We start from the raw sequence: 22878 nt of genomic DNA, 5'->3' as shown, positions 1-22878 counted from the left end.
CCGCGATGACCGAGAACACCGCGACCCGCAACCTCGAGGAGATCACCTCCCTCGAGACGATGGACCACATCCACGCACTGCTCGCCGACCTCCTCGCCGAGTGCCCCATCGACGACATGGACGCCATGCAGTTCGAACTCGCGGTCGCCGAGATCGGCGCGAACATCGTCGAACACGCCCGTGAGGGCTCCACCGTCACGTTGCGTCTCGAACTCGAGGTCACAGCTGATCGGATCGAGGCCCGCTACTCCGACGACGGGAACCCCGCTCGCGTCGATCTCGACGCGGTCAGCCTGCCCGACGACTTCGCCGAACGCGGTCGAGGACTGGCCATCGCGATCAACGTCCTCGACGAACTCGCCTACCGCCGCGCCGACGGCAAGAACCACTGGCGCCTGGTCCGGAACCGTTCGGCCTGAACCGTTTCCGCGTCACCAACCCCGGTGCCCTCGGGTCACGCTGCCGACTCCTGGGTTGCTTGGGCGGTCGCCGGGACCGGTGCATCGGCTCCGCGCCCCTGGGCGGGTGTGCCCCGATAGGTGACGACACAGCGACTCAGGTCGAGTCCGACGGCCACCGCGGTCATCTCGAGGTCGGAGCGCCGTGACCCGTCCGCCGACGGGTACTCGTTGGTCTTGATCTGACCGTGCGCCATCACCGGCCTCCCCTTGGCGATCGCCAGGCCGACACCGGTGAGCAGGCGTCGCCAGCAGCTGACCGTGAGATACAGCGTCGGCCCGTCGCTCCACTCGCCGGTGCTCTTGTCGATGCGGCGCGAGGTGCACGCCACGCGGAAGGAGATCACGTCCTCGCCGGTGGTCGTCTGCCGCCGGCGGGGATCGGACACTACGGTTCCGATGACGGTCGTGTACGTCTCAAACATGGTCGTCTCCTACGGGTGTCGGCCACGGGAAGGTGTGGCCGCATCAGCATCACCCCCGACGACCCCGTCAGACGCCGAGCTAGAGCGGCTGTGGAGAACTCGGCGGGTTACCCACAGATCTCGGTGCACCCGGCGCTCGGCGCCCTAGACTCGCGGAATGCGGATGCGAGTGTTCCTGGTCGGTCTGATCGCGGCGACCATCATGCTGGTTGCGCCGCCCCTCTCGGGTGCGGCCCCGAGTACACAGACTGAGTTGACGGGTCTGACCGAGGCGATCGCCGGCCGACTCGCACTCGCCGACACCGTCGCCGCGACCAAGTGGGCATCCGGCGCGGCGATCGACGACCCGGCACGCGAACAGGTGGTCCTCGACACGGTGTCGCAGTTGGCGCTCGATCGCGACCTCGACCCCGCCTACGTCCGCAGCGTGTTCCGCGACCAGATCGAGGCGAGCAAGACCGTACAGCGCGGGCTGTTCGCCCGGTGGCAGCTACCCGGTCAGACGGCGCCGCCCGCGACACCGGATCTCGACCCGGTCCGGACGGCGATCAACGAGTTCAACGTCGCCATCGTCGACGAACTGGCGGCCGCGGGCGAACTCGTGACGAGTCTTCGGTGCCCACCGGCGCTGATCGCCGCATCCGCTGCGGCCGCAGACGGTTTCAACTTCGATGCGCTGCACATCAGTGCCCTGATCCAAGCCGGGTCGTCGGTCTGCGCGGTGCCGACCGGGTCCGGCTGAGCCTGTCGGCGCTCAACCGCGCTTGTTGAGTTCCTTGAGCATCTCGTTGTAGCTACCGAGGTCGGCGTCGTGGTCGCGTTCCGCGTTGCGGTCGTAGCGTCGCGCCTGCCGGGTGTCGCTGCGCTGCCACTGAACGAAAAGCGCGAGCAGGACCACCACCAGCGGGATCTCGCCTGCGGCCCAGGCGATTCCGCCGCCGACGCGCTGGTCGTCGAAAAGGTCGTAGTTCCACGGGAGATTCAGTCCACGGTAGTAGGCCTCGGCGATGACCGCCGTCGTCATCATGAGCGCGATGCCGAAGAACGCGTGGAACGGTATCGAGGCCATCACGATGCCGAGCTTCGCCACCGGTGACACCTGACGCGGCGCCGGGTCGATGCCGATGACCAGCCAGTAGAACAGGTAGCCGCTGAGCAGGAAGTGGAGGTTCATCAGCAGGTGCGCCGCGTGATACTGGACCACGGCCTCGTACAGACCGCCCAGATAAAGGACGTAGAAGCTGCCGACGAACATGATCGCGGCGATCAGCGGGTGGGTCAGGATCCGGGACGGCGCCGAGTGCACACCCAGCTGAATCCATTCGCGCGGGCCCGGCGGATTGCCCCGGCCGGCCGGCGGGAGTGCCCGCAGCGCGAGCGTCACCGGGCCGCCGAGCACCAGCAGTACCGGCACCATCATCGACATCAGCATGTGCGCGATCATGTGGATGCTGAACATCGCCGGGGCGTAGCGGCCGAAGCCCGACGACGTCGCCAGCAACAGCAGCAGACATCCGAGGACCCACGCCACGGTACGTCCGACCGGCCAGGCGTCACCGCGGCGCCTCAGGCGGATGACACCACGCAGATACACGACGGCGAGCACGATGGCCGCGAGCCCGAAGATCAGGTCGAAGCGCCACTCGGTGAGGAGTCGGACGAACGTCGGCGCACCGTCGAGGTCGTACCCGATGGCGTTCTCGGTCGCGGAGATCTGCGCGGTGTCGACGACGGGCGGCGGCGTCCGGCCCAGACCCACGGCGAGACCGAAGGTCGCGGCGAACACCGCCAACTCGACGAGTCCGAACCGTACGAACAGCGAGGGCCGTTCGTCGGAGTCCAGCTGCGCAATGGTCACCCGGCGATGCCAGGCGCCCAGCCCGCCGAGCACGACGAGGGCCACCACCTTGGCCACGACGAGACGGCCGTAGGTGTCGGTGAACAGGTCACCCAGCGGTACCCGGACCAGGGCGTTGACGACACCGCTGGCGCCGACGACGAGGATGCACCAGAACGCGACGCGCGAGAAGCGTCGGACCGCCAGGGCACGCCAGTGTCCATCGGCGAGGGCGTAGACCACGACCGCCGCGAGGCCGCCGAGCCACAGCGTCGCGCCGATGATGTGCAGGATCAGGCTGTTGGTGGCGACGTCGTGGTTGCCACCCGACGAGGAGTGGCCTGCCAGGGCCGACGGCATCAGGCTGAAGACGGAGAACGCGGTCACCGCGATCGTCGGACCCCAGTGCAGCGTCATCCGCGCGATGATGGCCGCGACCAGCGCGAACAGCGCAGTCCAGAACCACGTGCGCACTTCGGCGACCTGGCTGTAGGCGGTGAGCAGGTTGGCGGGTCGGATCGTCTCCGACAGGGGCGCCCCACTGACCTCCGAGGCCGACAGCGGCATGAGCAGGAGGGCACACACCGACCACGTCAACGCGCTGGCCGCACCGATCCGGATCGCGCGGTATCCCCCGACGTCGAGGACGCCGCTCGCCTGGGGCGGCACGAAGAACGCGGCGAACACGGCCGAGCCGAGTGCGATCGCCGCGGCGAACTCGCCGACCGCAGTGAGCGCCGGCGCCCCGTACGTGGTCAGCGGACCGGGATCGGGCACGCCGGTCAGCCGGAGTGCCGACGCCGCGGAGATCGCGGTGACGGCGACAGCGACGATCGCGGCGAGCCAACCCGATGCCCACAGGATCGCGGTGACGACGCCGCGCGGTTCGTTCATCGCGTCGCGATGCTGCTCCGCGAAGGCGGGCGTCGACGTGCGGGTCATCCCTCAACTGTAGGACCGGCAACTGACGCGATCCCAATTCGACCTGGCCCGCGGTGGCGCACGGCATACCCGCGGCCGTGTCGTAGACTCTCTCTGCCCGACGCCTCGTGTCGCTCGTCACGCGCGCGCCGGTCAGCCTCCGTAGCTCAGGTGGATAGAGCAAGGGCCTTCTAATCCCTAGGTCGCAGGTTCGAGTCCTGCCGGGGGCACCTCACGTGTCTGTCGCGGACCGCGCGCGGCAGAACGGGAACCGTTCAGGGCACCCCGTGCGTCATAGTCCTGCCCCACAGATCGGTGGGTCGCGACCCCTGGAGGATCATGACGCTCCCCGGCCCACTCTCCGGTTTTCCGCCCCTGCCATCCGGTCCGCTGTCAGCGGGCCGACGTGACCAAACCGACTCGGCGACTTCGCTGTTCGGTGTCGATCCCGCCGAGGTCCAGGAGATCGCCCGCGTCTGGCAGTCTGCCGGGATCGCCATCCACGCCGCTGATGTCGAGGCCATCGGCGCGGTCATCGGCCCGTCGAGCCGGGTCGCTCGGGCACTGTCCGCGACCGCCCACCCCGCGCGCTCGGCGGTCGACTCGATCGGCGAACGCCTGACCGTGATGGGCAGAATGCTGCGGATGTTCGACGCGTCGACGAGTGCCGCCGACGTCCGCTCGGGCGCGCGGTTCCGCGACCTCGAGGACCGCTGATGCGGCCCACCGTCTCGCAGTTGCGCGCGTGGAGTCCGCAGTCGTTCGCCGACGCCGGTTCTGCGGCGTCCGGTGTCGCGGAGTCCCTCGACGCCGGCATCGATACCGCGGTCCGAGCCTTCGACTCGGCGTCGTCGTGGTCGGGTGACACGCATGATGCGGCGCATCAGGTCATCTGGGCGGAACACGATCATGCCGGCGAGATACGCAACGTGCTGCACATGGTCGCCGACGAGGCGACCGACGCCGGCGCCGACCTCGACCACGCGCGCGACTTCGCGTTGGGCGTCGTCCGAGGGGCAGAAAATCTGGGCTTCACCGTCTTCGACGACGGCACCGTCACCCACCCCGACGCCGGTCTCGGGGGACAGGCCACCCTTCTCGCGGCCTCCGTCTCCGACGCCCTCGACACCGTGGACATCCTCGACGAACGCTATGGCGAACGACTCGAGGGTTTCGCCGCCGATCTCGCGTCGATGAGCACCGGTCAGCCCGATGTCCGGCTGCCGGGCGGTACGGCATCCGATGCCGACGCGGCGGTCCGATTGTTGGAGACGCTGACGCCGACCCAGGTCCGGGACGTCGTGGAACGGATGAGCCCAGCCGATGTGCGCCGCCTGATGCAGGCGAACCCGCATGTCATCGGGAACCTGCCAGGTGTCCCGTTCGCGATCCGTGCCCAGGCCAACGAGATCAACATCCGCAACGCGCTCGCCGACGAGGTCGAGGCCGGCCGCGGACAGGGACGCCGAGCTCGGACTCTGCGGGGGCTGCTCGACCCCCTGCCCGAACCGAGCGCTGAAGCATCCCGCCGCGGCGACGACGGACTCGTCGAGCGGACCTTCATCACCTTCGTCAACACACCTCGGGGCCGCATGGTCGAGATGATCGGATCGCTGCGGTCCGACACCACCAACACCGCGACCTATGTCCCCGGTACCGGCACCACTCTCGACACCGTGGTCGGTCGCAACCGCACGGCTGCAACCGAACTCGCGTCGCGTACGGGCGGCCCGGTGTTCCTCTACCTCGACGGTGACCTGCCGCCGGACCTGCGCGCGGCGGCGAGCACGAGCTTCGCCGCCGCGATGGCGCACCGTCTGGAGTTGTTCGGTTCCGAACTCGACGCCGAGATCGCTCGTCACGCGCCCGCGGCGACCACCACCTACATCGGCCACAGCTACGGCGGATCGGTCGTGGGCTCGGCCGAACAACTCGGCCTGTCCCCCGACCGCGTCGTCTACGCCTCATCGGCGGGCACCGGCATCTACGCCACCCCGCACCCCGCGGGCGTCGAGCGGTACTCGCTCACCTTTCCCGGCGACCCGATCCACTACGTGCAGTCTTTCCCCGGGAACCCCCACGGCCACGACCCCGACACCGCGCCCGGCGTGATCAGGCTCGACACCGGCACAGTCGACGTAACCGGCCGCCCAGTCGACGAAAACGGGCGCACAGTCGACGGAAATGGACGCACGGTCGATGGGGGTCTCGTCACGCACGGCGCCTACTGGAATGACCCGGAATCAACGGCTTTCCAGAACATGGTGAAGGTCATCACCGGCGCAGACCCCGACCTCTACGTGCCGCGCCGGCCCGACGTCCCCGAACTCCCGCCGCCTCTCGGTGCGCCCGCCCCGCTGTGGTGGCTGTACCTCTTCAACGATCGCGCCGACGGCGACATCGACCTGCCGGGCCCGGTCCCCGACATTCCGTTACGTCTCCCGTGGTGACTGCCCATTTCTGCCGACGTCGACCGTCCCCCGCCATCGACCGATGAGTCGCATGGAGTGATAGATGACCAGCGCCGCGACGGACCCCAGGGAGATGCCGGCGAAGACGAGGTCGCCGACCTGCCAGGTGTAGTCGGCGATGCCGATGATCAGCGGGATCGCGGCGGTGAACTGGTTGATCGGCTTGGAGAAGTCGACCTTGTTGCTCACCCAGATCTGTACGCCGATCACGCCGACCAGACCGTAGAGCGCCGTCGTGACACCGCCGAGCACGCCGGGCGGAATCGCGGCGATCACGGCGCCGACCTTGGGCGACAACCCCAGCAGGATCGCGGCGCCGCCGGCCACCCAGTAGGCCGCGGTCGAGTACACCTTGGTCGCCGACATCACGCCGATGTTCTCGGCATACGTCGTCGTGGCCGAACCGCCGCCGCTGCCGGCCAGCATCGTGGCCAGTCCGTCCGCAGCCAGTGCGCGACCCATGGTGGCGTCGTAGTCCTTGCCGGTCATCATCGCCACCGACTTGACGTGACCGATGTTCTCCACGACGAGCACCAGCACGACAGGGAGGAACAACGGCAGGACACCCAGATCGAAGGTGGGTGTCTGAAAATCGGGCAGACCGATCCACGCCGCATCGCCGATACCGGAGGTGTCGATGAAGTCGTTGTCGCTGTCGATCCGGTCGAGGACCAGCGCGAGGACATAACCCACCACGACGCTCAGGAAGATCGCGAGCCGTCCGAGCAAGCCCCGGAACAGGACCGCGGAGGCGACCAGCAACACCAGCACGATGGTTGCGAGAACGGGGTCCTCGACGAAGTTGTTCTTGGCCGCCGGAGCGAGATTCAGACCGATCAGAGCGACGATCGCGCCGGTCACCACCGGCGGCATCAGGGTCTCGATCCATCGGACGCCGGCGAAATGGCTGATGAGTCCGATGACCACGAGCATCGCGCCGACCGCCACCAGCCCGCCCAGCGCCGACGACGCACCGTCGGACGCGACGGCGGCCGTCACCGGCGCGATGATGGCGAAGCTCGAACCCAGGTAGCTGGGCAGACGGTTGCGGGTGATCAGCAGGAACAGGATCGTGCCGACGCCGGAGAAGAACAGCGTCGTCGACGGCGGGAATCCGGTCAGCACTGGTACCAGGAAGGTCGCGCCGAACATGGCGACCACGTGCTGCAGACCGATGCTGACCGTGCGCGGCCAGGTCAGCCGTTCCTCCGGTGCCACCACCACGTTGTCGGTCAGCTTCCACGACAGCAGATTCCGAGACCTCGTCTCCGGTTCGTCCATGCCGAACAGTCTGCGGCACGGAGGTCATCGTCGCCTCACTTCGGGGTCGGGCCTCCCCCGCGGCCCAGACGGCGTGCATATGCAACTCGACTCATATACACCTTGTTGCATAGTGCGTTGTTGCACGGTATTTTGCACTCATGGCGCTCGAACACGCGATTCTGGTGTCGCTGGCCGAGCGACCGGGAACGGGCTATGAGATCGGTCAGCAGTTCGATCGCAGCATCGGCTACTTCTGGTCGGCCACTCACCAGCAGATCTACCGGACGCTCAAGAAGCTCCTGGACGACGACCTGGTCAGCGTCGAATCGATCAGCCAGGACGGCCGCCCGGACAAGAAGGTCTACACGATCTCCGACGCCGGCCGTGACGCTCTCGCCGACTGGGCGATGAGTCCGACACCGCTGCAACCGGTTCGCAGCGACATCGGGGTGAAGCTACGGGCCGCGGAATTCGGTGACCTCGCCGCGATCATCGGTGAACTGAAGGCACACCGGGACGAACATCTCGCACAGCTCAAGCTCTACACCGGTTTCCAAGACGACTACTACCCCGATCCCGACGCGCTCACCGGTCGCAAGCTGCACCAGTACCTCGTTCTCCGTGGCGGTATCCGGCAGGAGCAGGGATACATCGAATGGTGCGACGAGGTCATCCACGGACTCGAACGCGAACTGTCCCAGAGCTGAGTTCGCAACGCTCGCAGCCCAACTACACAGCCCACCAAGGTTCACCGAGATGAAAGGTCGCGCCATGTCAGCCCCGACGGCACAACCGAACCAGCACTATCCGCACCTGTTCACGCCGTTGCAGATCGGCGGCATGACCATCGAGAACCGATTGGTCATGGGGTCGATGCACACCGGCCTCGAGGACCGGTTCTGGGACACCGACAAACTGGCCGCCTACTTCGCGGAGCGGGCCAAAGGTGGTGCGGGACTGATCATCACCGGCGGTTTCGGCACGAGCCGGACCGGCCTGCTCGCGTTCGCCGGCGGCAAGATGACCAACGTCGTCGACATGACCCGCCACAAGCGCGTGACCAAAGCCGTGCACGACGAGGGCGGCAAGATCGCCATGCAGCTGATCCACGCCGGGCGTTACGGCTATACCCCGTTCAAGGTCGCGCCCGGCACCGATCCGTCGCCGATCCACCCGTTCAAGCACCTTCGGATGACCGAGCCGATCATCCGCCACGTCATCAAGTCGTTCGGCCAGTCCGCCAAGCTCGCCCGCAGAGCCGGCTACGACGCCATCGAGATCATGGGCGGCGAGGGCTACCTCATCAACCAGTTCCTCTGCCCGCACACCAACGATCGCACCGACAAATGGGGCGGCAACACCGAGAACCGCCAGCGTTTCCTGGTCGAGGTGATCAAGGAGATCCGCCGACAGGTTCCCCGCGACTACCCCGTCATCCTGCGCCAGTCGATCGCCGACCTGATCCGCAAGGGACAGACCTGGGACGAGGTCGCACTGATGGCGCGCAAGGCCGAGCAGTACGGCGTCGACGCGATCAACACCGACATCGGTTGGCACGAGGCACAGGTCCCCACGATCGTGACCTCGGTGCCCCGCGGGGCATTCGTGAAGTTCACCGAACGTCTCCGCGACGAGGTGTCGATCCCGCTGATCGCGGCCAACCGCATCAACACCCCCGAACTCGGCGAGGAGATCCTCACGAACGGACGCGTCGACGCCATCCAGATGGCCCGCCCGTTCCTCGCCGATCCCCACCTGGCGAACAAGGCCCGCGAGGGTCGGTCCGACGAGATCAACACCTGCATCGGCTGCAATCAGGCCTGCCTCGACCATGCCTTCGTCGGCAAACACGTGTCGTGCCTGGTGAACCCGATCGCGGGTCGCGAGACCACGCTCATCCTGGGTCCGACGCGAAAGGCCAAGCGCGTGGCCGTGATCGGCGCGGGCCCGGCCGGCCTGTCGGCCGCCGTGGCCGGCGCACAACGCGGTCACAAGGTCACCCTGTTCGAGGGCGGCGACGCGATCGGCGGCCAATTCTCCATCGCCTCAAAGATTCCCGGCAAGGAGGAGTTCAAGGAGACGATCCGCTACTTCACCCGCCAGATCGAGGTGCTCGGCATCGAGGTCCGGCTGAACACCCGCGCCGACGCCGACTCCATCATCGCCGAGAAGTTCGACGACGTGATCGTCGCGACCGGCGTCGTGCCGCGCATACCGAGCTTCCCCGGCGTCGACCACCCGATGGCGATGTCCTACGCCGACGCGGTGCTCGGGCATCGGGAGATCGGCAAACGCGTGGCCGTGATCGGTGCCGGCGGAATCGGTTTCGACGTGAGCGAGTTCCTCACGACCGATGAGTCGCCGACCTTGAACCTCAAGGAATGGGAACAGGAATGGGGCGTCACCGAGGACCCGGAGAAGCCCGGCTTCGTCACCAAGCCGCGGCCGCTCCCCCCGGTGCGCCAGGTCTACCTGGTCCAGCGCAAGGCCGGTAAGCAGGGCAAGTCGCTCGGCAAGACCACCGGCTGGGTGCATCGCGCGACGATGAAGATGAAGGGTGTCGAGCAGATCAGCGGCGCCACATACGACAAGATCGACGACCAGGGACTGCATCTGAGCTTCCGCGACGACGAGGGCAACGTCACCGACACCCGCGTCCTCGAGGTCGACAACGTGGTGATCTGCGCGGGCCAGGAATCGGTACGCGATCTCATCGACCCGTTGACGTTGGCCGGTGTCACCACACACGTCATCGGCGGCGCCGACTACGCGGGCGAGCTCGACGCCAAGCGTGCGATCCGGCAGGGCACCGAGGTCGCCGCGGGTATCGACTGACGGTCGGCCTCGGCGTGAGAGGCGGCGGCTACCATTGCGACATGCCGGTACCGCCGCCCTCCGCCACCGCCCGCGCCGTCGTCACCGGGGCCTCGTCCGGGATCGGACGGGAACTAGCACGCGCGTTGGCCGCTCGTGGCCACTCGGTGGTCCTCGTCGCCCGCCGCGGTGAGCTTCTCGAAGAGCTCGCCGGCGAACTGCGCACGGCACATGAGGTCTCGGTCGAGGTCCGTGCCGTCGATCTGTCCGACCCGACGAAGGTAGAGGTGCTGGCCGCCGAGTTCGCTGGTCGCGACATCTCGATTCTCTGCAACAACGCGGGCATCGCGACGTTCGGTCCGGTCGCCGACCTCGACGCCGACTACGAACGCGCGCAGGTCCAGTTGAACGTCAACGCCGTCCACGACCTCACCCTGGCAGTGCTGCCGCAGATGGTGAAACGCGGCTCGGGCGGCATCCTGATGGTCGGCTCGGCGGCCGGGAACATGCCGATCCCCAACAATGCGACGTACGCGGCGTCGAAGGCTTTTGTGAACAGCTTCAGCGAGTCGCTGCGCGGTGAGGTGTCCGGGCAGGGCGTCCACGTCACCCTCCTCGCACCCGGACCGGTACGTACCCACACCCCCACCCCCGACGAGGCGTCGATCGTCGACAAGGTCGTGCCGGACTTTCTGTGGCACTCGTCGGCCAAGGTCGCCGAGATGAGTCTGGATGCATTGGCGCACAACAAGATGCGCGTAGTACCCGGCAGCCTGTCGAAGGCGATGTCGGTCGCCGGTGGATACACACCACGCGCAGTGGTGGCGCCGATCGTCGGCGGGTTCTACCGCAAGTTCAGCGCCGAATAACGGCGGTCAGCGCCGCCGGCGACGCCCCGTGCCGAAGATCGCGCGGCTGAACTCACGCCCGGCCGCGCTCGCCGCCGATCGCAGGAAACTCTGCATCGGCTTGCTCGTGAGCACCTCGGTCAGCAGCCCTGGTTCCTCCGGTGCGGGTGTCGGGGCGGGCGCAGGCGGTGGTGTCGGAACCGGCGCCGGCGCGTCGGCGGACTCACCAGGTCCGAGGGTGTTCGCCGCGAGCATCTCGTAGGCGGAGTCCCGATCGACCGGCGTGCCGTACTTCGCATACAGCGCTCCGGATTTCGCGGCCCCCGTGATCGCGTCGGCGCCGATCGCCTCCATTGCCGACCGTGGCGCTCGGATCACCGTCCAGGCGACCGGTGTCGGCGCGCCGCGCTCGGACAGCACCGTCACGATCGCCTCGCCCGTGCCGAGGGAGGTCAGCGCCTGCTCGAGGTCGTAGATCTCCGACACCGGGTAGGTCTTGACCGTCGTGCGCAGCGCCTTCTGGTCGTCGGGGGTGAAGGCACGCAACGCGTGCTGGACTCGTGCACCGAGCTGCGAGAGCACCTCGTTGGGGATGTCGGTCGGCAGCTGAGAGCAGAAGAACACGCCGACGCCCTTCGACCTGATCAGTTTGACCGTCTGGACGACCTGGTCCACAAACGCTTTCGACGCGTCGTCGAAAAGCAGATGCGACTCGTCGAAGATGAAGACGAGCTCGGGTTTGTCGAGGTCGCCGACCTCGGGCAGGAACTCGAAGAGGTCGGCCAGGATCCACATGAGAAAGGTGGAGAACAGGGCGGGTCGGGCCGCCTGGGTGCCGAGCTCGAACAGCGTGATGATTCCGCGCCCATCGGCCGCCGTCCGGATGAGGTCGGCGGGATCGACTTCGGGTTCGCCGAAGAACGTGTCACCGCCGTCGGCCTCGAGATACGTCAGCGCGCGCAGGATCACGCCCGCGGTCTGTCGCGACACCCCGCCGATCCCTTTCAGTTCGGCCTTGCCCTCGTCGCCGGTGAGGAATGCGATGACCGACCGCAGGTCCTTGAGATCGAGAAGCGGTAGGCCCTTCTTGTCCGCCCAGTGGAAGATCAGGCCCAGCGTCGATTCCTGAGTCGCGTTGAGCCCCAACACCTTGCTGAGCAGAATGGGCCCGAACGAGGTGATGGTCGCGCGGATCGGCACCCCGATCCCGTCCGAACCCAACGAGACGAACTCGACCGGGTGTGCCGCGGGCTGCCAGTCGTCGCCGGTCTGCTGGGTTCGGTCGACGATCTTGTCGTTGCTCGCACCAGCCCGGCTGAGCCCGGACAGGTCGCCTTTGATGTCGGCCATGACGACCGGCACGCCGTTGCTCGACAATTGCTCGGCGATCAGCTGCAACGTCTTGGTCTTCCCGGTCCCGGTCGCTCCGGCGACGAGTCCGTGCCGGTTCATCATCGACAACGGGATACGCACCTTGGCCTCGGGATCGACCTGCCCCGAGACCGAGACCGCCCCCAGTTCGAGTGTGGGTGTGGTGAACGCGTATCCGGCGGCGACACTCTGTGCTGGACTGCCCTGTGCTGGACTGCCCTCGGCGGGACTGGAGGCTTCGGTCACGAGCACACGATAGCCCGCGGGCGCCGATCTCCCGCGGATCTGCGGATGAGGTTGGCTAAGGTTGTCGGGTGCAGGACAAACTGGTGTGGATCGACTGCGAGATGACCGGACTCCGACTCGAGTCGGACAAACTCATCGAGATCGCGGCCCTCGTGACCGACAGCGACCTCAACATCCTCGGCGACGGTGTGGACGTCGTGATCCACGCCGACGATGCCGCCCTGGCCTCGATGCCGGACGTCGTGACCAAGATGCACGCGGCGTCGGGTCTCACCGAGGAGGTGCGGGCGTCCACGGTCACCCTCGCCGAGGCCGAGAAGCTGGTCCTGGATTACATCCGCGAGCACGTGACCACCGCCGGAGCGGTGCCGCTTGCCGGCAACTCGATCGCCACCGACCGCGGTTTCATCACCCGGGACATGCCCGAACTCGACGCCTACCTGCACTACCGCATGGTCGACGTCAGCTCGATCAAGGAGCTGTGTCGACGCTGGTATCCGAAGGTCTACTTCGGTCAGCCGGAGAAGGGCCTCGCGCACCGGGCGCTCGCCGACATCCGCGAGTCGATCCGCGAGCTGCGCTACTACCGCGCGGCGGCGTTCGTACCCGCTCCCGGCCCGGACACCGATGCCCTCGCCGAGATCGTCAAGGACCTCGGCCCCGCGTGAACACGCTGGTCCGGTAACCGATTGGAGTTCTACGGCACCGACCCGCTAGAGTATTGATGGCTCTGAGGCCCGGCGCGTATGCCCAGGTTTCCGACGCCGATGGTGGATGTAGTTCAGTTGGTAGAGCACCAGGTTGTGATCCTGGCTGTCGCGGGTTCGAGTCCCGTCATCCACCCCGACGAAACCCCGCCTGCGAGCCGCAGGCGGGGTTTTTCGCGTCTCGGAACTTTTTTCGTCCTGCTGTCGATACCCGTGCTCGCCGTACGTCACCATGGTGTCGGACCGATCCGGTTCGGCACCGAAGCCACATCGGCGGAGAAGTGCGGCCGAGAACTGGAGGAACGATGAAGTACGCATTGCTGCTCATGGGACACGTCAACGATCCGGCGTGTGGTGAGGACGGGGGCGCGAGCCCCGAGGAGTTCTTCGCCTTCGACGAGGAGATCACCAAGGCCGGCGTCGTGGTCAATTCGTTCGCTCTGGAGGACGAGCGCGCGGTCGTGCACACCGACGACAGCGGCGAGCGGGTGGTGGCGTCGTCCGGGCCGTTCGCGGAAGTGCGGGAGTTCGTCGGCGGGGTCTATGTCATCGACGTCGCGAACGTCGACGAGGCGATCGAGTGGGCCCGACGCAGCCCCGGCTCGGCGCCCGGCGGTCACGTCGAGATCCGGCCGCTCGCACCGTACTGATCGATGACGAGTCCTCCCCACCGCCCGGCAACCACGGAGTCCGCGGAATCCGTGGCCCGCCGGGCGGTGTCCGCCGTCGACCGAGACGTCCGCGCGCGTGTACTCGCCACTCTCACCAGGAGATTCGGCGACCTCGACCTCGCGGAGGACGCCGTGCAGGATGCGATCGCGCAGGCGCTGACCACCTGGTCCCGAACCGGGGTACCGGACTCGCCCGAGGCGTGGCTGACGACGACGGCCAAACGCAAGGCACTCGACGTGATACGCCGCGAATCCGTCCTCGCCGGGAAGCTCGCCCGCCTGCACGCCGACACCGAACGCGTACCGTTGCATCCGGATTTCGCGGACCCGGCAGATGCGCCGCCACCGGAACTGCCCGACGAACGACTCGGAATGTTCTTCGCGTGCACCCACCCCGTGCTGCGCGCCGAGGACCGGATCGCACTCACCCTGCGTTTCGTCGCCGGGCTGACCACCGCGGAGGTCGCGCACGCCTTGCTGATTCCGGTCCCGACGGCCCAGCAGCGAATCGTGCGCGCCAAGAAACGGATCGGCGCGCTGGGTGTTCCGTTCACCCCACCGCACGAGGACGATCTCCCCGCCCGGCTCGGCGGGGTCCTGCGGGTGGTCTATCTGATGTTCTCCGAGGGTTACGCCCGCTCGGCCGGCGACTCGCACGTACGCGACGACCTCACCGACGAAGCGATCTCTCTCGCACGAACCCTGCGCTCGCTGCTCCCCCGCGCCGAGACGACCGGGCTGCTGTCGTTGTTGCTGCTCACCCAGTCCCGTCGTCCGGCGCGACTCGACACCGACGGGCGTCCCGTTCCGCTGGGCGACCAGGATCGCGAGCTGTGGGACCGGGACCTCGCCGTCGAGGGCATCACACTCGCCGAAAGCGCTGCGGCACAGCCCGATGCCGGGCCCTACACGATCCAGGCCGCGATCGCCGCGGTGCACGCCGAAGCACCCACGGCCCCCGAGACCGACTGGACACAGATCGCGGTCCTGTACCGGCTTCTGGAAGCACACGATCCCGGGCCCGTGGTGCGCGTCGGTCGCGCCGTCGCCGTCGGCCGCGCCTACGGGATGGCTCGTGGCATCGAGATGCTCGATCGGTTGCGGTCGGACAAGCAGCTCGACCGCTTCCGGCCCTTCCACATCGCCCGGGCGCTCACGCTCTCCGAACTGGGCGACGACCGCGGCGCGGCCGACGCGTACCGTCGGGCGCTCGAGCTGCCCGGCAATGTCGCCGAGGACGACTATCTCGCCGACGCACTGTCGGGCCTCGTGAACGAGACGCCGACCGATCGGTGAACTCCCATCAGGAGCCGCATTCTTCCGCCCGCCGACGTGCGACGAAACCCGGCCGTAAAACCGATGACACACCGTCGAAGCGACGTCGCACTAGCGTCTCGCCCACATTCGGCGAGAGGCCGTGACACGCGGCCGTCGGCCGCACCCTGCGTCCGAGGAGAGTCCGTGAAGGCGTTGAAGCATCCCGCGTTGCAGATCGGGTTCGGTGCGATCGCCGGCCTGATCTTCGGGTTGGTCGTCGGTGAGTGGGCCGCCAACCTGAAGTTCATCGGCGACATGTTCATCCGCCTGATCCAGATGTCCATCGTGCCGCTCGTTCTCGCGTCGGTGATCGTGGCAACAGCGTCGATGTCGGGCGCGGGCACGGGCCGCATCGCCTTTCGGACCGTCAAGTGGATGCTCGGATTCTCGGTCGTGGCGGCGGTACTGGCATGGGGACTGAGTGTGCTGATCAGACCCGGCGCCGGGATGGTGTTCGACGGCGAGCTCGACCCGACACTCGAAGACGAGGCCGGTCAGACAACAGGATGGCAGGACACGCTCCTCAATTTCGTGTCCAAGAACGTCTTCGAGGCGATGTCCACGGCCACGATGGTGCCGATCATCATCTTCGCGTTGCTGTTCGGCGTCGCGCTGCGCATGCAGATCACCAAGTCCGGCGACGACCGCGTCCTGACGTTCATCGACCAGATCCAGCAGATCATCCTGACGATGATCCGGCTGGTCATGTACATCGCACCCATCGGTGTGTTCTGCCTTCTCGCCTCACTCGCCGGCGACGTCGGGCTCTCGGTGGTGACCACCGCCGTCAAGTACCTGGGCACCACGGCGCTCGGCGTGGCGATCCTGTTCGTGCTGTTCGTCGTGGTCGTCACCGCCCGGACCCGCCTCAACCCGGCACGGCTGCCGGGAAAACTCGCGGAACAGACCACCATCGCGATCACCACGACGAGCTCGGCCGTCACCTTCCCCACCGTCCTCAAGAACACTGTCGAGAAGATCGGCGTGAGTCAGAAGATCGCCAACTTCACGCTCTCGATCGGCCTCACCATGGGTTCCTACGGCGCGGTTCTCAACTACATGATCGTCGTCATGTTCCTGGCCCAGGCAGGCAACGTCGAGCTCTCCGTCGGCGACATCGCGCTCGGAATGGGCCTCGCGATCCTGCTCAACATGGGCACGATCACGGTCCCCGGCGGATTCCCGGTCATCGCAACATTTCTCGCGACCTCACTCGACCTCCCGCTCGAAGCCGTGGGCATTCTCATCGCCGTGGATTGGTTCGCGGGCATCTTCCGGACATTCCTCAACGTCAACGGGGACACCTTCGTCGCCATGCTCGTGGCCAACGCCGACGACGAGATCGACCGCGACGTCTACAACGACAAGAAGACCGTGGTGTCCGAGGAGATCGATGTCAGCGAGTACTCCGGCGCGTTCGCTCGCGCGGACGACGCCGACTGACGGGCGTTTCCCGGCGGGACGGCGAGCCACAGCGGTCGACGACCCTCCGGGACCTTCGACCTCAAAAGCCTCCGAAGCCCGGCACATCAGGACGGTGCGCAGTAACGTCCACTCCATGCCTTCCTACTGGGTCATGCCTGCCGTCGCGCTGATCTCGTGCATCATCATCGGGATCGGGTTCATCGTCGGAATCCCTGGCGGCGGCGACAAGGACTGAGGTCGGACGCTCCGCCGACCTGACCTGATCGGAGCCCACGCGGCCGCACCGTCGGGGTGCTGCCGCGATGACACCGCACGTCTGCCGGTGTCGTCCGACGCCCGGAAGGACGCCTCGTGGAACTCACTCGCAGACAGGTGATGGCCGGTGCCGCGGCGACCGCCACCGCCGCGGGCCTCGGAACCGCCCTCACCTCCGGGCGCGCCGGCGCTTCGCCGCCGGGGTCGACGAACTACCTCGTCGGCTGCGGCATCGCCGACGTCACCGGCGCGGTCGCCGGCCAGGGCATGATGGGCTACTCCAATCCCGAGCAGGTCGCGGCCGGGCTCCTGCAGCGTTGCTGGGCGCGGGCCTACATCATCGTCGACCGCGCCACCGGTGAACGCGTCGTCTTCCTCACCGCCGACCTCGCCTGTCTGTTCCAATCGCATCACATGGGCCTGATGGCCAAGCTGCGCACCAGGTTCGGGTCTCTCTACACCGAATCGAACGTGAACCTGAACGCGCAGCACACCCACGCCTCGTGCGGCGGCACGTCGTGGGACTACGCGTACTCCCTCGCCGCATTCGGGTTCAAGAAGAACTCCTACGACGCCGAGGTCGACGGCATGTTCGCCGCGATCGTCCGCGCGCACGACGACCTCGCGCCCGGCACCCTCACCCTCGGCCGTGAGGAACTGCACGACGCCAGCCGCAACCGGTCCCGGGTGGCCTTCGACGCGAATCCGTCGTGGGACAAACGTCATTTCCCGAACGCGATCGACCCCCGGGTCACGGTGCTGCGACTACGGCAGCACGACGGTTCCGGCGGCCGGGATGTCGGCGCCATCACCTGGTTCCCGACCCACGGCACATCCCTCACCGACCGCAACGTCCTCATCGCCGGCGACAACAAGGGTTATGCGAGCCACCTGTGGGAACGTGCACAACCAGGGTTCGTCGCCGCGTTCCCCCAGACCAACTCCGGTGACATGACGCCGAATCTCGCGCTGGCACAGTTCCATCCGAACGGACCGACCTCGAACAACCGACGGAACTGCGAACTCATCGGTGAGCGCCAGTACGTCGCGGGACGGCGGGCCTTCGACAGCGCTCGCCCGATGACGCGCGGCGGCGTCGACTCGATCGTGCGGTACGTCGACATGTCATCGGTCACGATCTCGGGCACCTACACGCCCGACGGCCGGCCGGCTTCCACGACTCCGGCGATGATGGGTGCCGGTGCGGTGGCGACGAGCAGCGAGGACAACTACGAGCAGCCGCTCCCCTTCCTCGTCGAGGGCATGACCAACCCTCTCGTCACCGCCCTCGGCGGCGATCGCGTCCCGCCGATCGCACCGTGGATGCGAGACATGCAGGCGCCCAAGCTGATCGCGTTTCCGCTCGGTCTGCTGCCGCCCTCCGGCTGGATCCCGTCGGTGGTACCGCTGCAGCTCATGCGTATCGGCGAGATCGTGCTCGTCGGCGTGCCCGCCGAGGTCACCGTCGTCGCAGGCCTGCGACTTCGACAGGTGGTCGCCGACGAACTGCGGATCGATCTCGACAACGTTCTCGTGCAGGGATTCTCCAACGCCTACACCCAATACGTGACCACGCCCGAGGAATACGACCTGCAGCACTACGAGGGCGGGGAGACCCAGTACGGCCGATACACGCTGTCCGCCTATCTCCAGGAGTTCGCCGCGCTCGCGGCGGCCATGGCATCCGGACGCGGGATCGGCCGGGGTCCCGCGCCGGTCGACAAGTCGGGCCTGCAACCCGATCTGGTGCCACCGGTCCCCGCGGACCGTCCGATACCGGGCCACCGCTACGGCGACGTCCTGCGCCAGCCCGAGGCCAGGTACCGCCCCGGCTCGACGGTGACCGTGCAGTTCGTCGGCGCCCACCCCAACAACGACTTCCGGCACGGGCGGACCTACCTGGAGGTGCAACGGCGCACCGGGTACGGGTGGACGACGGTCGCCGACGACAACGACTGGTCCACGGAGTTCCGGTGGGCGCGACCGGCCGGCAGCCCGGACACGTCGCGGATCACCATCACCTGGCGTCCGCCGGCGGATGCGTCGGGTGAATACCGCATCCGCTACTTCGGGGACCGACGCGATGCGAGCGGGACGACGAGACCCGTCACCGGCACGAGCCGTACGTTCCTCGTCGCGTCGCGCTGATCCTCCGCCCGACGCACGGACGCCACCGACCGCGATGCGGGTTCGGTGGCGTCCGGGAACTGTCTGGCGTCAGGCGTTGTCGGCGTTGCCCTTGCGCCACACCGACCACGGGATGTTCCAGTCACCGAGTCCGTCGGTGCCCGACAGGGTTCCGCCGGTCGTGTTCTTCACGACCACCGGGTCGCCGCGCAGGGTGTTCTCCATGACCCACAGCGCGTTCTCCGGGCTCAGGTTCAGGCAGCCGTGGCTCGTGTTGGTGTTGCCCTGCGCCCACACCGACCACGGTGCGGAGTGGAAGAAGATGCCGCTGTAGGACATCCGGGTCGCGTAGTCGACCGGGGTGCGGTAGCCGTTCGACGAGTTGACGGGCACACCGTAGGTCGAAGAGTCCATGATGATGTGGTCGTGCTTGTCCGCGATCAGGTAGACGCCGTTGTCGGTCTCGTCGCCTGCCTTGCCCATCGACGTCGGCATGCTCCGGATGACCTTGCCGTCACGCTCGAAGACGACCTGCTTGGTGTTGTCGTCGGCGGTGATGACCATCGAGCGTCCCACCGTGAAGTTGGTACGCACGTTCTCCTGGCCGAACAGTCCGTCACCGAGGTCGATGCCATAGGTGTTGACCGCGACCCGCACCTTGGTGCCCGGCTTCCAGTACTCCGCCGGCCGCCACCGGACCTCGCTGGGGCTGATCCAGTAGAAGGCGCCCTCCACGGGAGGATCGGTGGTGATCCGGATGGCGCGCTGCGCCGCACGACGATCCGCGATCGGCTCGTCGAACTTGACCGCGACCGGCTGCCCGATGCCGACGGTCTCGCCGGGGCTCGGGGTCAGGTACGCCTGCGTCAGGTTGTTGGGACTGCTGGTCGTGAACGTGACCTTCTTGGTGACCGCTCCGCCGATGCCGACCGCGTCGGTCTCCAGCGTGTAGGTGCGGTTGTAGCCGAGGGCCTCGTCGCTGACCCACACCGTGTCGTTGTCCGCGAGGGTGCCCTTGACGGGAGTGCCGTCGGACTTCTTGATCAGCACCCGGCTGATGGTGCCCTCGCTGGTCTTCACCTTGATGGGCGCGCCGGGCTGCACGCCGACGGCGTTGTCGTTCAGGGGACGTTCGGCCCACTCGGTGATCTCGAGACCCGGCTTGAGCAGGTCGTCGAAAAGACTGGAACTGCTGACGTTGTCGGAGTACGACGCTTCCTGCGTGCACGACGTCACCAGCGCGACGATCGCCAACATCACCCCGCTGATGATCAGCGGCATCCGCCGAGTACGGCCCATCCCCATCTCACTCCCGCCTGTCGGCGTCCCGACCCCGAACCGGCCGGTCACGCTGCCCCGCAACCTGTGAAAACCTGACACCTGAACCCCGAACCGCCGAACCGGACATTCCGAACCCGATGTCGCCGACCAGTGTACGAGAAATCGCACCGAACGCTTCGCCGGTCATCCGTTCGAGTGGCGTGTTGCGCACGCGAAACGCCGGACGTTCACCTGCTGTTCATCAAGCACCCGCGCGCGACCGAAAACCTTCTGAGATGACACAAGACGCCCCGCTGAATGCGAGGCGTCTTGAAACTCTGTGCGCCATCAGGGACTCGAACCCCGAACCCGCTGATTAAGAGTCAGCTGCTCTGCCAATTGAGCTAATGGCGCTTGCCGGTGCGAGATGGAACCTTACAGGACCCGCGCGGCAGAAGTGAAATCGCCTGGTCGGCGCGGTTTCTGCCGCCCGACGGGCTTGCGCGGACGAGTCCCTGTCCCCACCGGCGGGATCACCGGATCACCTGGCGGTGACCTTGCGGACGACGATGAGCACCACCAGCGCACCCAATCCGGCGATCGCGTACTTCACCGCGGGCGTCTGCAGCGTGGCGAGGGCCTTGGACTTGGCGTCGTCGGCGAGCCGCTGGGGGTTGGCGCGCTCGGCCAGCGCGTCGAGCGTACTGGCGAGGTCCTCACGGGCCTTGGCGATGTCCTGCTCGATACGTTCGGTATCTCCGGCCACGTTGCATCCTTCCGGCGCTTCTCGTTGGTCTTCTCACTTCCCGGCCGCCGCACGACCTCTCGGCGCCGGGGACGAACCGCCAGATGGCAGCGTCTCGATGCTACGACATCCCGGCATCCGGGCATGTCGCCATGCACTAGCCTGGCTCTCATGGCTGAGACCACCACCCGACTGTCCGTGGGCGACACGGCGCCGTCGTTCACGCTGCCCGACGCGAACGGCGACCCGGTCTCGTTGTCGGACTACGCCGGCCGCAAGGTCGTCGTCTACTTCTATCCCGCAGCGGCCACCCCGGGGTGCACCAAGCAGGCGTGCGATTTCCGCGACAACCTCGGCGAGCTGAACGAGGCCGGGATCGCGGTCCTCGGCATCTCCCCCGACAAGCCCGCGAAGCTGGCGAAGTTCGTCGAGGCCGAGGGCCTGACGTTCCCGTTGCTCAGCGACCCGGAGAAGAAGGTGCTCACCGAGTGGGGCGCATTCGGGGAGAAGAAGATGTACGGCAAGACCGTCACCGGCGTCATCCGGTCGACGTTCCTGGTCGACGCCGACGGCACGATCGAACTCGCGCAGTACAACGTCCGGGCCACCGGACACGTCGCCAAGCTGCGCCGCGACCTGTCCGTCTGAGCCGGCCCCGATGCCCGAGTCCGCCGAACCGCTGGTGCCGCGCAAGCGGCCCACTCAGGAACGCAGCAAGCGCAAGTTCCAGGCGATGCTCGAAGCAGCACGCGAGCTGTTGATCGACGTCGGGTTCGAATCGCTGACCTGCGAGGAGATCGCGACCCGGGCCGAGGTCCCCATCGGCACGCTCTATCAGTACTTCGCGAACAAGTACGTCATCGTGTGCGAGCTGGACCGCCAGGACACCGTCGACGTCCGCGAGGAACTCACGGCGTTCTCCTCGGAGGTGCCGTCCCTGGAGTGGCCCAGCCTGCTCGAGAAGTTCCTCGATCACCTGGCGGCCCTGTGGCGCACCGACCCGTCGCGGCGGGCGGTGTGGCTGGCCGTCCAGTCGACACCGGCGACCCGCGCCACGGCGTCGCTGAACGAACGGGTGCTCGCCGAACAGGTCGCGCGGATCATCGCGCCGCTCACGCCGTCGCAGCGCGAACGCCGCGAGATGATGTCCCAGGTGCTCGTCCACACGGCCTACTCGCTGCTGAGCTTCTCCGTACAGGACGGCCACGACCACGACGAGACCGTCGCCGAACTCAAGCGGATGCTCGCGGGCTATCTGCTGCTCGAGGAGTCGACGACGGTCTGAGAGCCGTGCGGGCTACCTGCCCTCGAGGATGGCCACCGCCGCAGCGGTGTCCCCGTCGTGGGTCAGCGACACGTGCACGGTCGTGTCGCGCAGATGCTCGCCGATCTCGCCGGACAGGCGGATGGCCGGACGGCCCCACGTGTCGGTCACGACCTCGATGTCGCTGTGTCGGATCAGCGGCAGCAGCGGAGACCGCGAGAAGCGGCTCACCGACCACGCCTTCACGACGGCCTCCTTGGCCGCCCAGCGGGCGGCCAGATGCCGGGCGTCGTCGCCGGTCCCGGCGGCCGAGTCCCGACGCTCGCCGACCGTGAACCGGTCGGCGAACGTCGTACCCGGCTGCCGGAGCTGCTCGCCGAACTCCGGGATCGACACGATGTCGATGCCCACACCGAGCACGCTCATCCCTTGGGAGTCACTCGCGCCGTTCGC

The 22878-nt window shown here is 67.3% G+C and carries 21 protein-coding genes and 3 tRNA genes; 16 read left to right on the top strand and 8 right to left on the bottom strand.

Features of this window, described 5'->3' with window-relative positions:
* Positions 1-5: 5 nt before the first annotated feature.
* Complete coding sequence (locus AC3B5T_RS16700) at positions 6-419, top strand: ATP-binding protein (protein ID WP_055474755.1); 414 nt, start codon at positions 6-8, stop codon at positions 417-419.
* A gap of 35 nt (positions 420-454) precedes the next feature.
* Here AC3B5T_RS16700 and AC3B5T_RS16695 read toward each other — a convergent pair whose 3' ends face one another.
* Positions 455-883 carry a single-stranded DNA-binding protein gene (locus AC3B5T_RS16695; protein ID WP_488357753.1) on the bottom strand — a complete coding sequence of 143 codons (429 nt, stop codon included), beginning with the start codon at positions 881-883 and terminating at the stop codon, positions 455-457.
* 157 nt (positions 884-1040) lie between these two features.
* On the opposite strand from AC3B5T_RS16695, the gene AC3B5T_RS16690 reads away from it, so the two are divergent.
* Positions 1041-1625 carry a chorismate mutase gene (locus AC3B5T_RS16690; RefSeq protein WP_055474744.1) on the top strand — a complete coding sequence of 195 codons (585 nt, stop codon included), beginning with the start codon at positions 1041-1043 and terminating at the stop codon, positions 1623-1625.
* Between the two features lie 12 nt (positions 1626-1637).
* On the opposite strand, the gene AC3B5T_RS16685 is transcribed toward AC3B5T_RS16690, so the two are convergent.
* The gene (locus AC3B5T_RS16685) at positions 1638-3662 is read right to left on the bottom strand and encodes a bifunctional copper resistance protein CopD/cytochrome c oxidase assembly protein (RefSeq protein WP_055474743.1); all 2025 of its coding nucleotides are present in this window, start codon (positions 3660-3662) and stop codon (positions 1638-1640) included.
* A gap of 135 nt (positions 3663-3797) precedes the next feature.
* Here AC3B5T_RS16685 and AC3B5T_RS16680 point away from each other — a divergent pair.
* The 3 genes from AC3B5T_RS16680 (at position 3798) to AC3B5T_RS16670 (ending at position 6091) form a co-directional block, all read left to right on the top strand.
* Positions 3798-3871 (top strand) — tRNA-Arg (locus AC3B5T_RS16680).
* Positions 3872-3980: 109 nt separating this feature from the next.
* Complete coding sequence (locus tag AC3B5T_RS16675; protein ID WP_055474742.1) at positions 3981-4358, top strand: hypothetical protein; 378 nt, start codon at positions 3981-3983, stop codon at positions 4356-4358.
* A complete protein-coding gene (locus AC3B5T_RS16670) occupies positions 4358-6091 on the top strand; it encodes a hypothetical protein (protein WP_488357752.1) in 1734 nt (577 codons plus the stop codon). Before AC3B5T_RS16675 ends, AC3B5T_RS16670 begins: the two co-directional genes overlap by 1 nt.
* On the opposite strand, the gene AC3B5T_RS16665 is transcribed toward AC3B5T_RS16670, so the two are convergent.
* A complete protein-coding gene (locus AC3B5T_RS16665; protein WP_055474740.1) occupies positions 6074-7393 on the bottom strand; it encodes a uracil-xanthine permease family protein in 1320 nt (439 codons plus the stop codon). The two genes, AC3B5T_RS16670 and AC3B5T_RS16665, sit on opposite strands and share 18 nt — an antisense overlap.
* A 140-nt stretch (positions 7394-7533) precedes the next feature.
* On the opposite strand from AC3B5T_RS16665, the gene AC3B5T_RS16660 reads away from it, so the two are divergent.
* The 3 genes from AC3B5T_RS16660 (at position 7534) to cmrA (ending at position 11058) form a co-directional block, all read left to right on the top strand.
* Entirely contained in the window at positions 7534-8082 is a 549-nt protein-coding gene (locus AC3B5T_RS16660) for a PadR family transcriptional regulator (protein ID WP_055474739.1), read from the top strand.
* Positions 8083-8146: 64 nt separating this feature from the next.
* Positions 8147-10210 carry an NADPH-dependent 2,4-dienoyl-CoA reductase gene (locus tag AC3B5T_RS16655; protein WP_010841662.1) on the top strand — a complete coding sequence of 688 codons (2064 nt, stop codon included), beginning with the start codon at positions 8147-8149 and terminating at the stop codon, positions 10208-10210.
* 41 nt (positions 10211-10251) lie between these two features.
* Positions 10252-11058: a mycolate reductase gene (cmrA, locus tag AC3B5T_RS16650; protein WP_055474738.1), complete on the top strand. Its 807-nt coding sequence runs from the start codon at positions 10252-10254 to the stop codon at positions 11056-11058.
* A 6-nt stretch (positions 11059-11064) separates the two neighbouring features.
* On the opposite strand, the gene AC3B5T_RS16645 is transcribed toward cmrA, so the two are convergent.
* Positions 11065-12660, bottom strand: a complete 1596-nt coding sequence (locus AC3B5T_RS16645) for a helicase HerA-like domain-containing protein (protein ID WP_055474737.1) — start codon at positions 12658-12660, stop codon at positions 11065-11067.
* A 62-nt stretch (positions 12661-12722) separates the two neighbouring features.
* On the opposite strand from AC3B5T_RS16645, the gene orn reads away from it, so the two are divergent.
* The 6 genes from orn to AC3B5T_RS16615 all read left to right on the top strand — a co-directional run bounded on the left by orn (position 12723) and on the right by AC3B5T_RS16615 (position 19177).
* Positions 12723-13322 (top strand): oligoribonuclease, encoded by a 600-nt coding sequence (gene orn / locus AC3B5T_RS16640; protein WP_044506443.1) that lies wholly within the window; start codon positions 12723-12725, stop codon positions 13320-13322.
* A gap of 102 nt (positions 13323-13424) precedes the next feature.
* Positions 13425-13497: transfer RNA gene (locus tag AC3B5T_RS16635), tRNA-His, on the top strand.
* A gap of 169 nt (positions 13498-13666) precedes the next feature.
* A complete protein-coding gene (locus AC3B5T_RS16630; protein ID WP_010841666.1) occupies positions 13667-14011 on the top strand; it encodes a YciI family protein in 345 nt (114 codons plus the stop codon).
* A gap of 3 nt (positions 14012-14014) precedes the next feature.
* Positions 14015-15328, top strand: a complete 1314-nt coding sequence (locus AC3B5T_RS16625; protein WP_051129765.1) for an RNA polymerase sigma factor — start codon at positions 14015-14017, stop codon at positions 15326-15328.
* 165 nt (positions 15329-15493) lie between these two features.
* On the top strand, positions 15494-16792 hold the full coding sequence (locus tag AC3B5T_RS16620) for a dicarboxylate/amino acid:cation symporter (protein WP_014926399.1): 1299 nt from the start codon (positions 15494-15496) through the stop codon (positions 16790-16792).
* 333 nt (positions 16793-17125) lie between these two features.
* Entirely contained in the window at positions 17126-19177 is a 2052-nt protein-coding gene (locus tag AC3B5T_RS16615) for a neutral/alkaline ceramidase (RefSeq protein ID WP_055474736.1), read from the top strand.
* Positions 19178-19246: 69 nt separating this feature from the next.
* On the opposite strand, the gene AC3B5T_RS16610 is transcribed toward AC3B5T_RS16615, so the two are convergent.
* The 3 genes from AC3B5T_RS16610 to AC3B5T_RS16600 form a co-directional block, all read right to left on the bottom strand.
* Positions 19247-20461: a L,D-transpeptidase gene (locus AC3B5T_RS16610; protein ID WP_193748562.1), complete on the bottom strand. Its 1215-nt coding sequence runs from the start codon at positions 20459-20461 to the stop codon at positions 19247-19249.
* Between the two features lie 296 nt (positions 20462-20757).
* Positions 20758-20830, bottom strand: a tRNA-Lys gene (locus tag AC3B5T_RS16605).
* Between the two features lie 127 nt (positions 20831-20957).
* Complete coding sequence (locus AC3B5T_RS16600; RefSeq protein ID WP_055474735.1) at positions 20958-21182, bottom strand: DUF3618 domain-containing protein; 225 nt, start codon at positions 21180-21182, stop codon at positions 20958-20960.
* A 150-nt stretch (positions 21183-21332) separates the two neighbouring features.
* Between AC3B5T_RS16600 and bcp the strand changes: the two genes are divergently transcribed.
* Positions 21333-21809: a thioredoxin-dependent thiol peroxidase gene (gene bcp, locus AC3B5T_RS16595; protein ID WP_055474734.1), complete on the top strand. Its 477-nt coding sequence runs from the start codon at positions 21333-21335 to the stop codon at positions 21807-21809.
* Positions 21810-21819: 10 nt separating this feature from the next.
* Positions 21820-22446 (top strand): TetR/AcrR family transcriptional regulator, encoded by a 627-nt coding sequence (locus tag AC3B5T_RS16590; protein ID WP_055474733.1) that lies wholly within the window; start codon positions 21820-21822, stop codon positions 22444-22446.
* Between the two features lie 12 nt (positions 22447-22458).
* Here the strand turns inward: AC3B5T_RS16590 and acpS are convergent, their stop codons facing one another.
* Complete coding sequence (acpS, locus tag AC3B5T_RS16585; RefSeq protein WP_055474732.1) at positions 22459-22851, bottom strand: holo-ACP synthase AcpS; 393 nt, start codon at positions 22849-22851, stop codon at positions 22459-22461.
* Positions 22852-22878: the final 27 nt, after the last annotated feature.

This window comes from Gordonia sp. G4 (assembly GCF_057770005.1).
The sequence above is the reverse complement of the archived record's forward strand: the minus strand, read 5'-3'. Positions and strand labels throughout refer to the sequence as shown.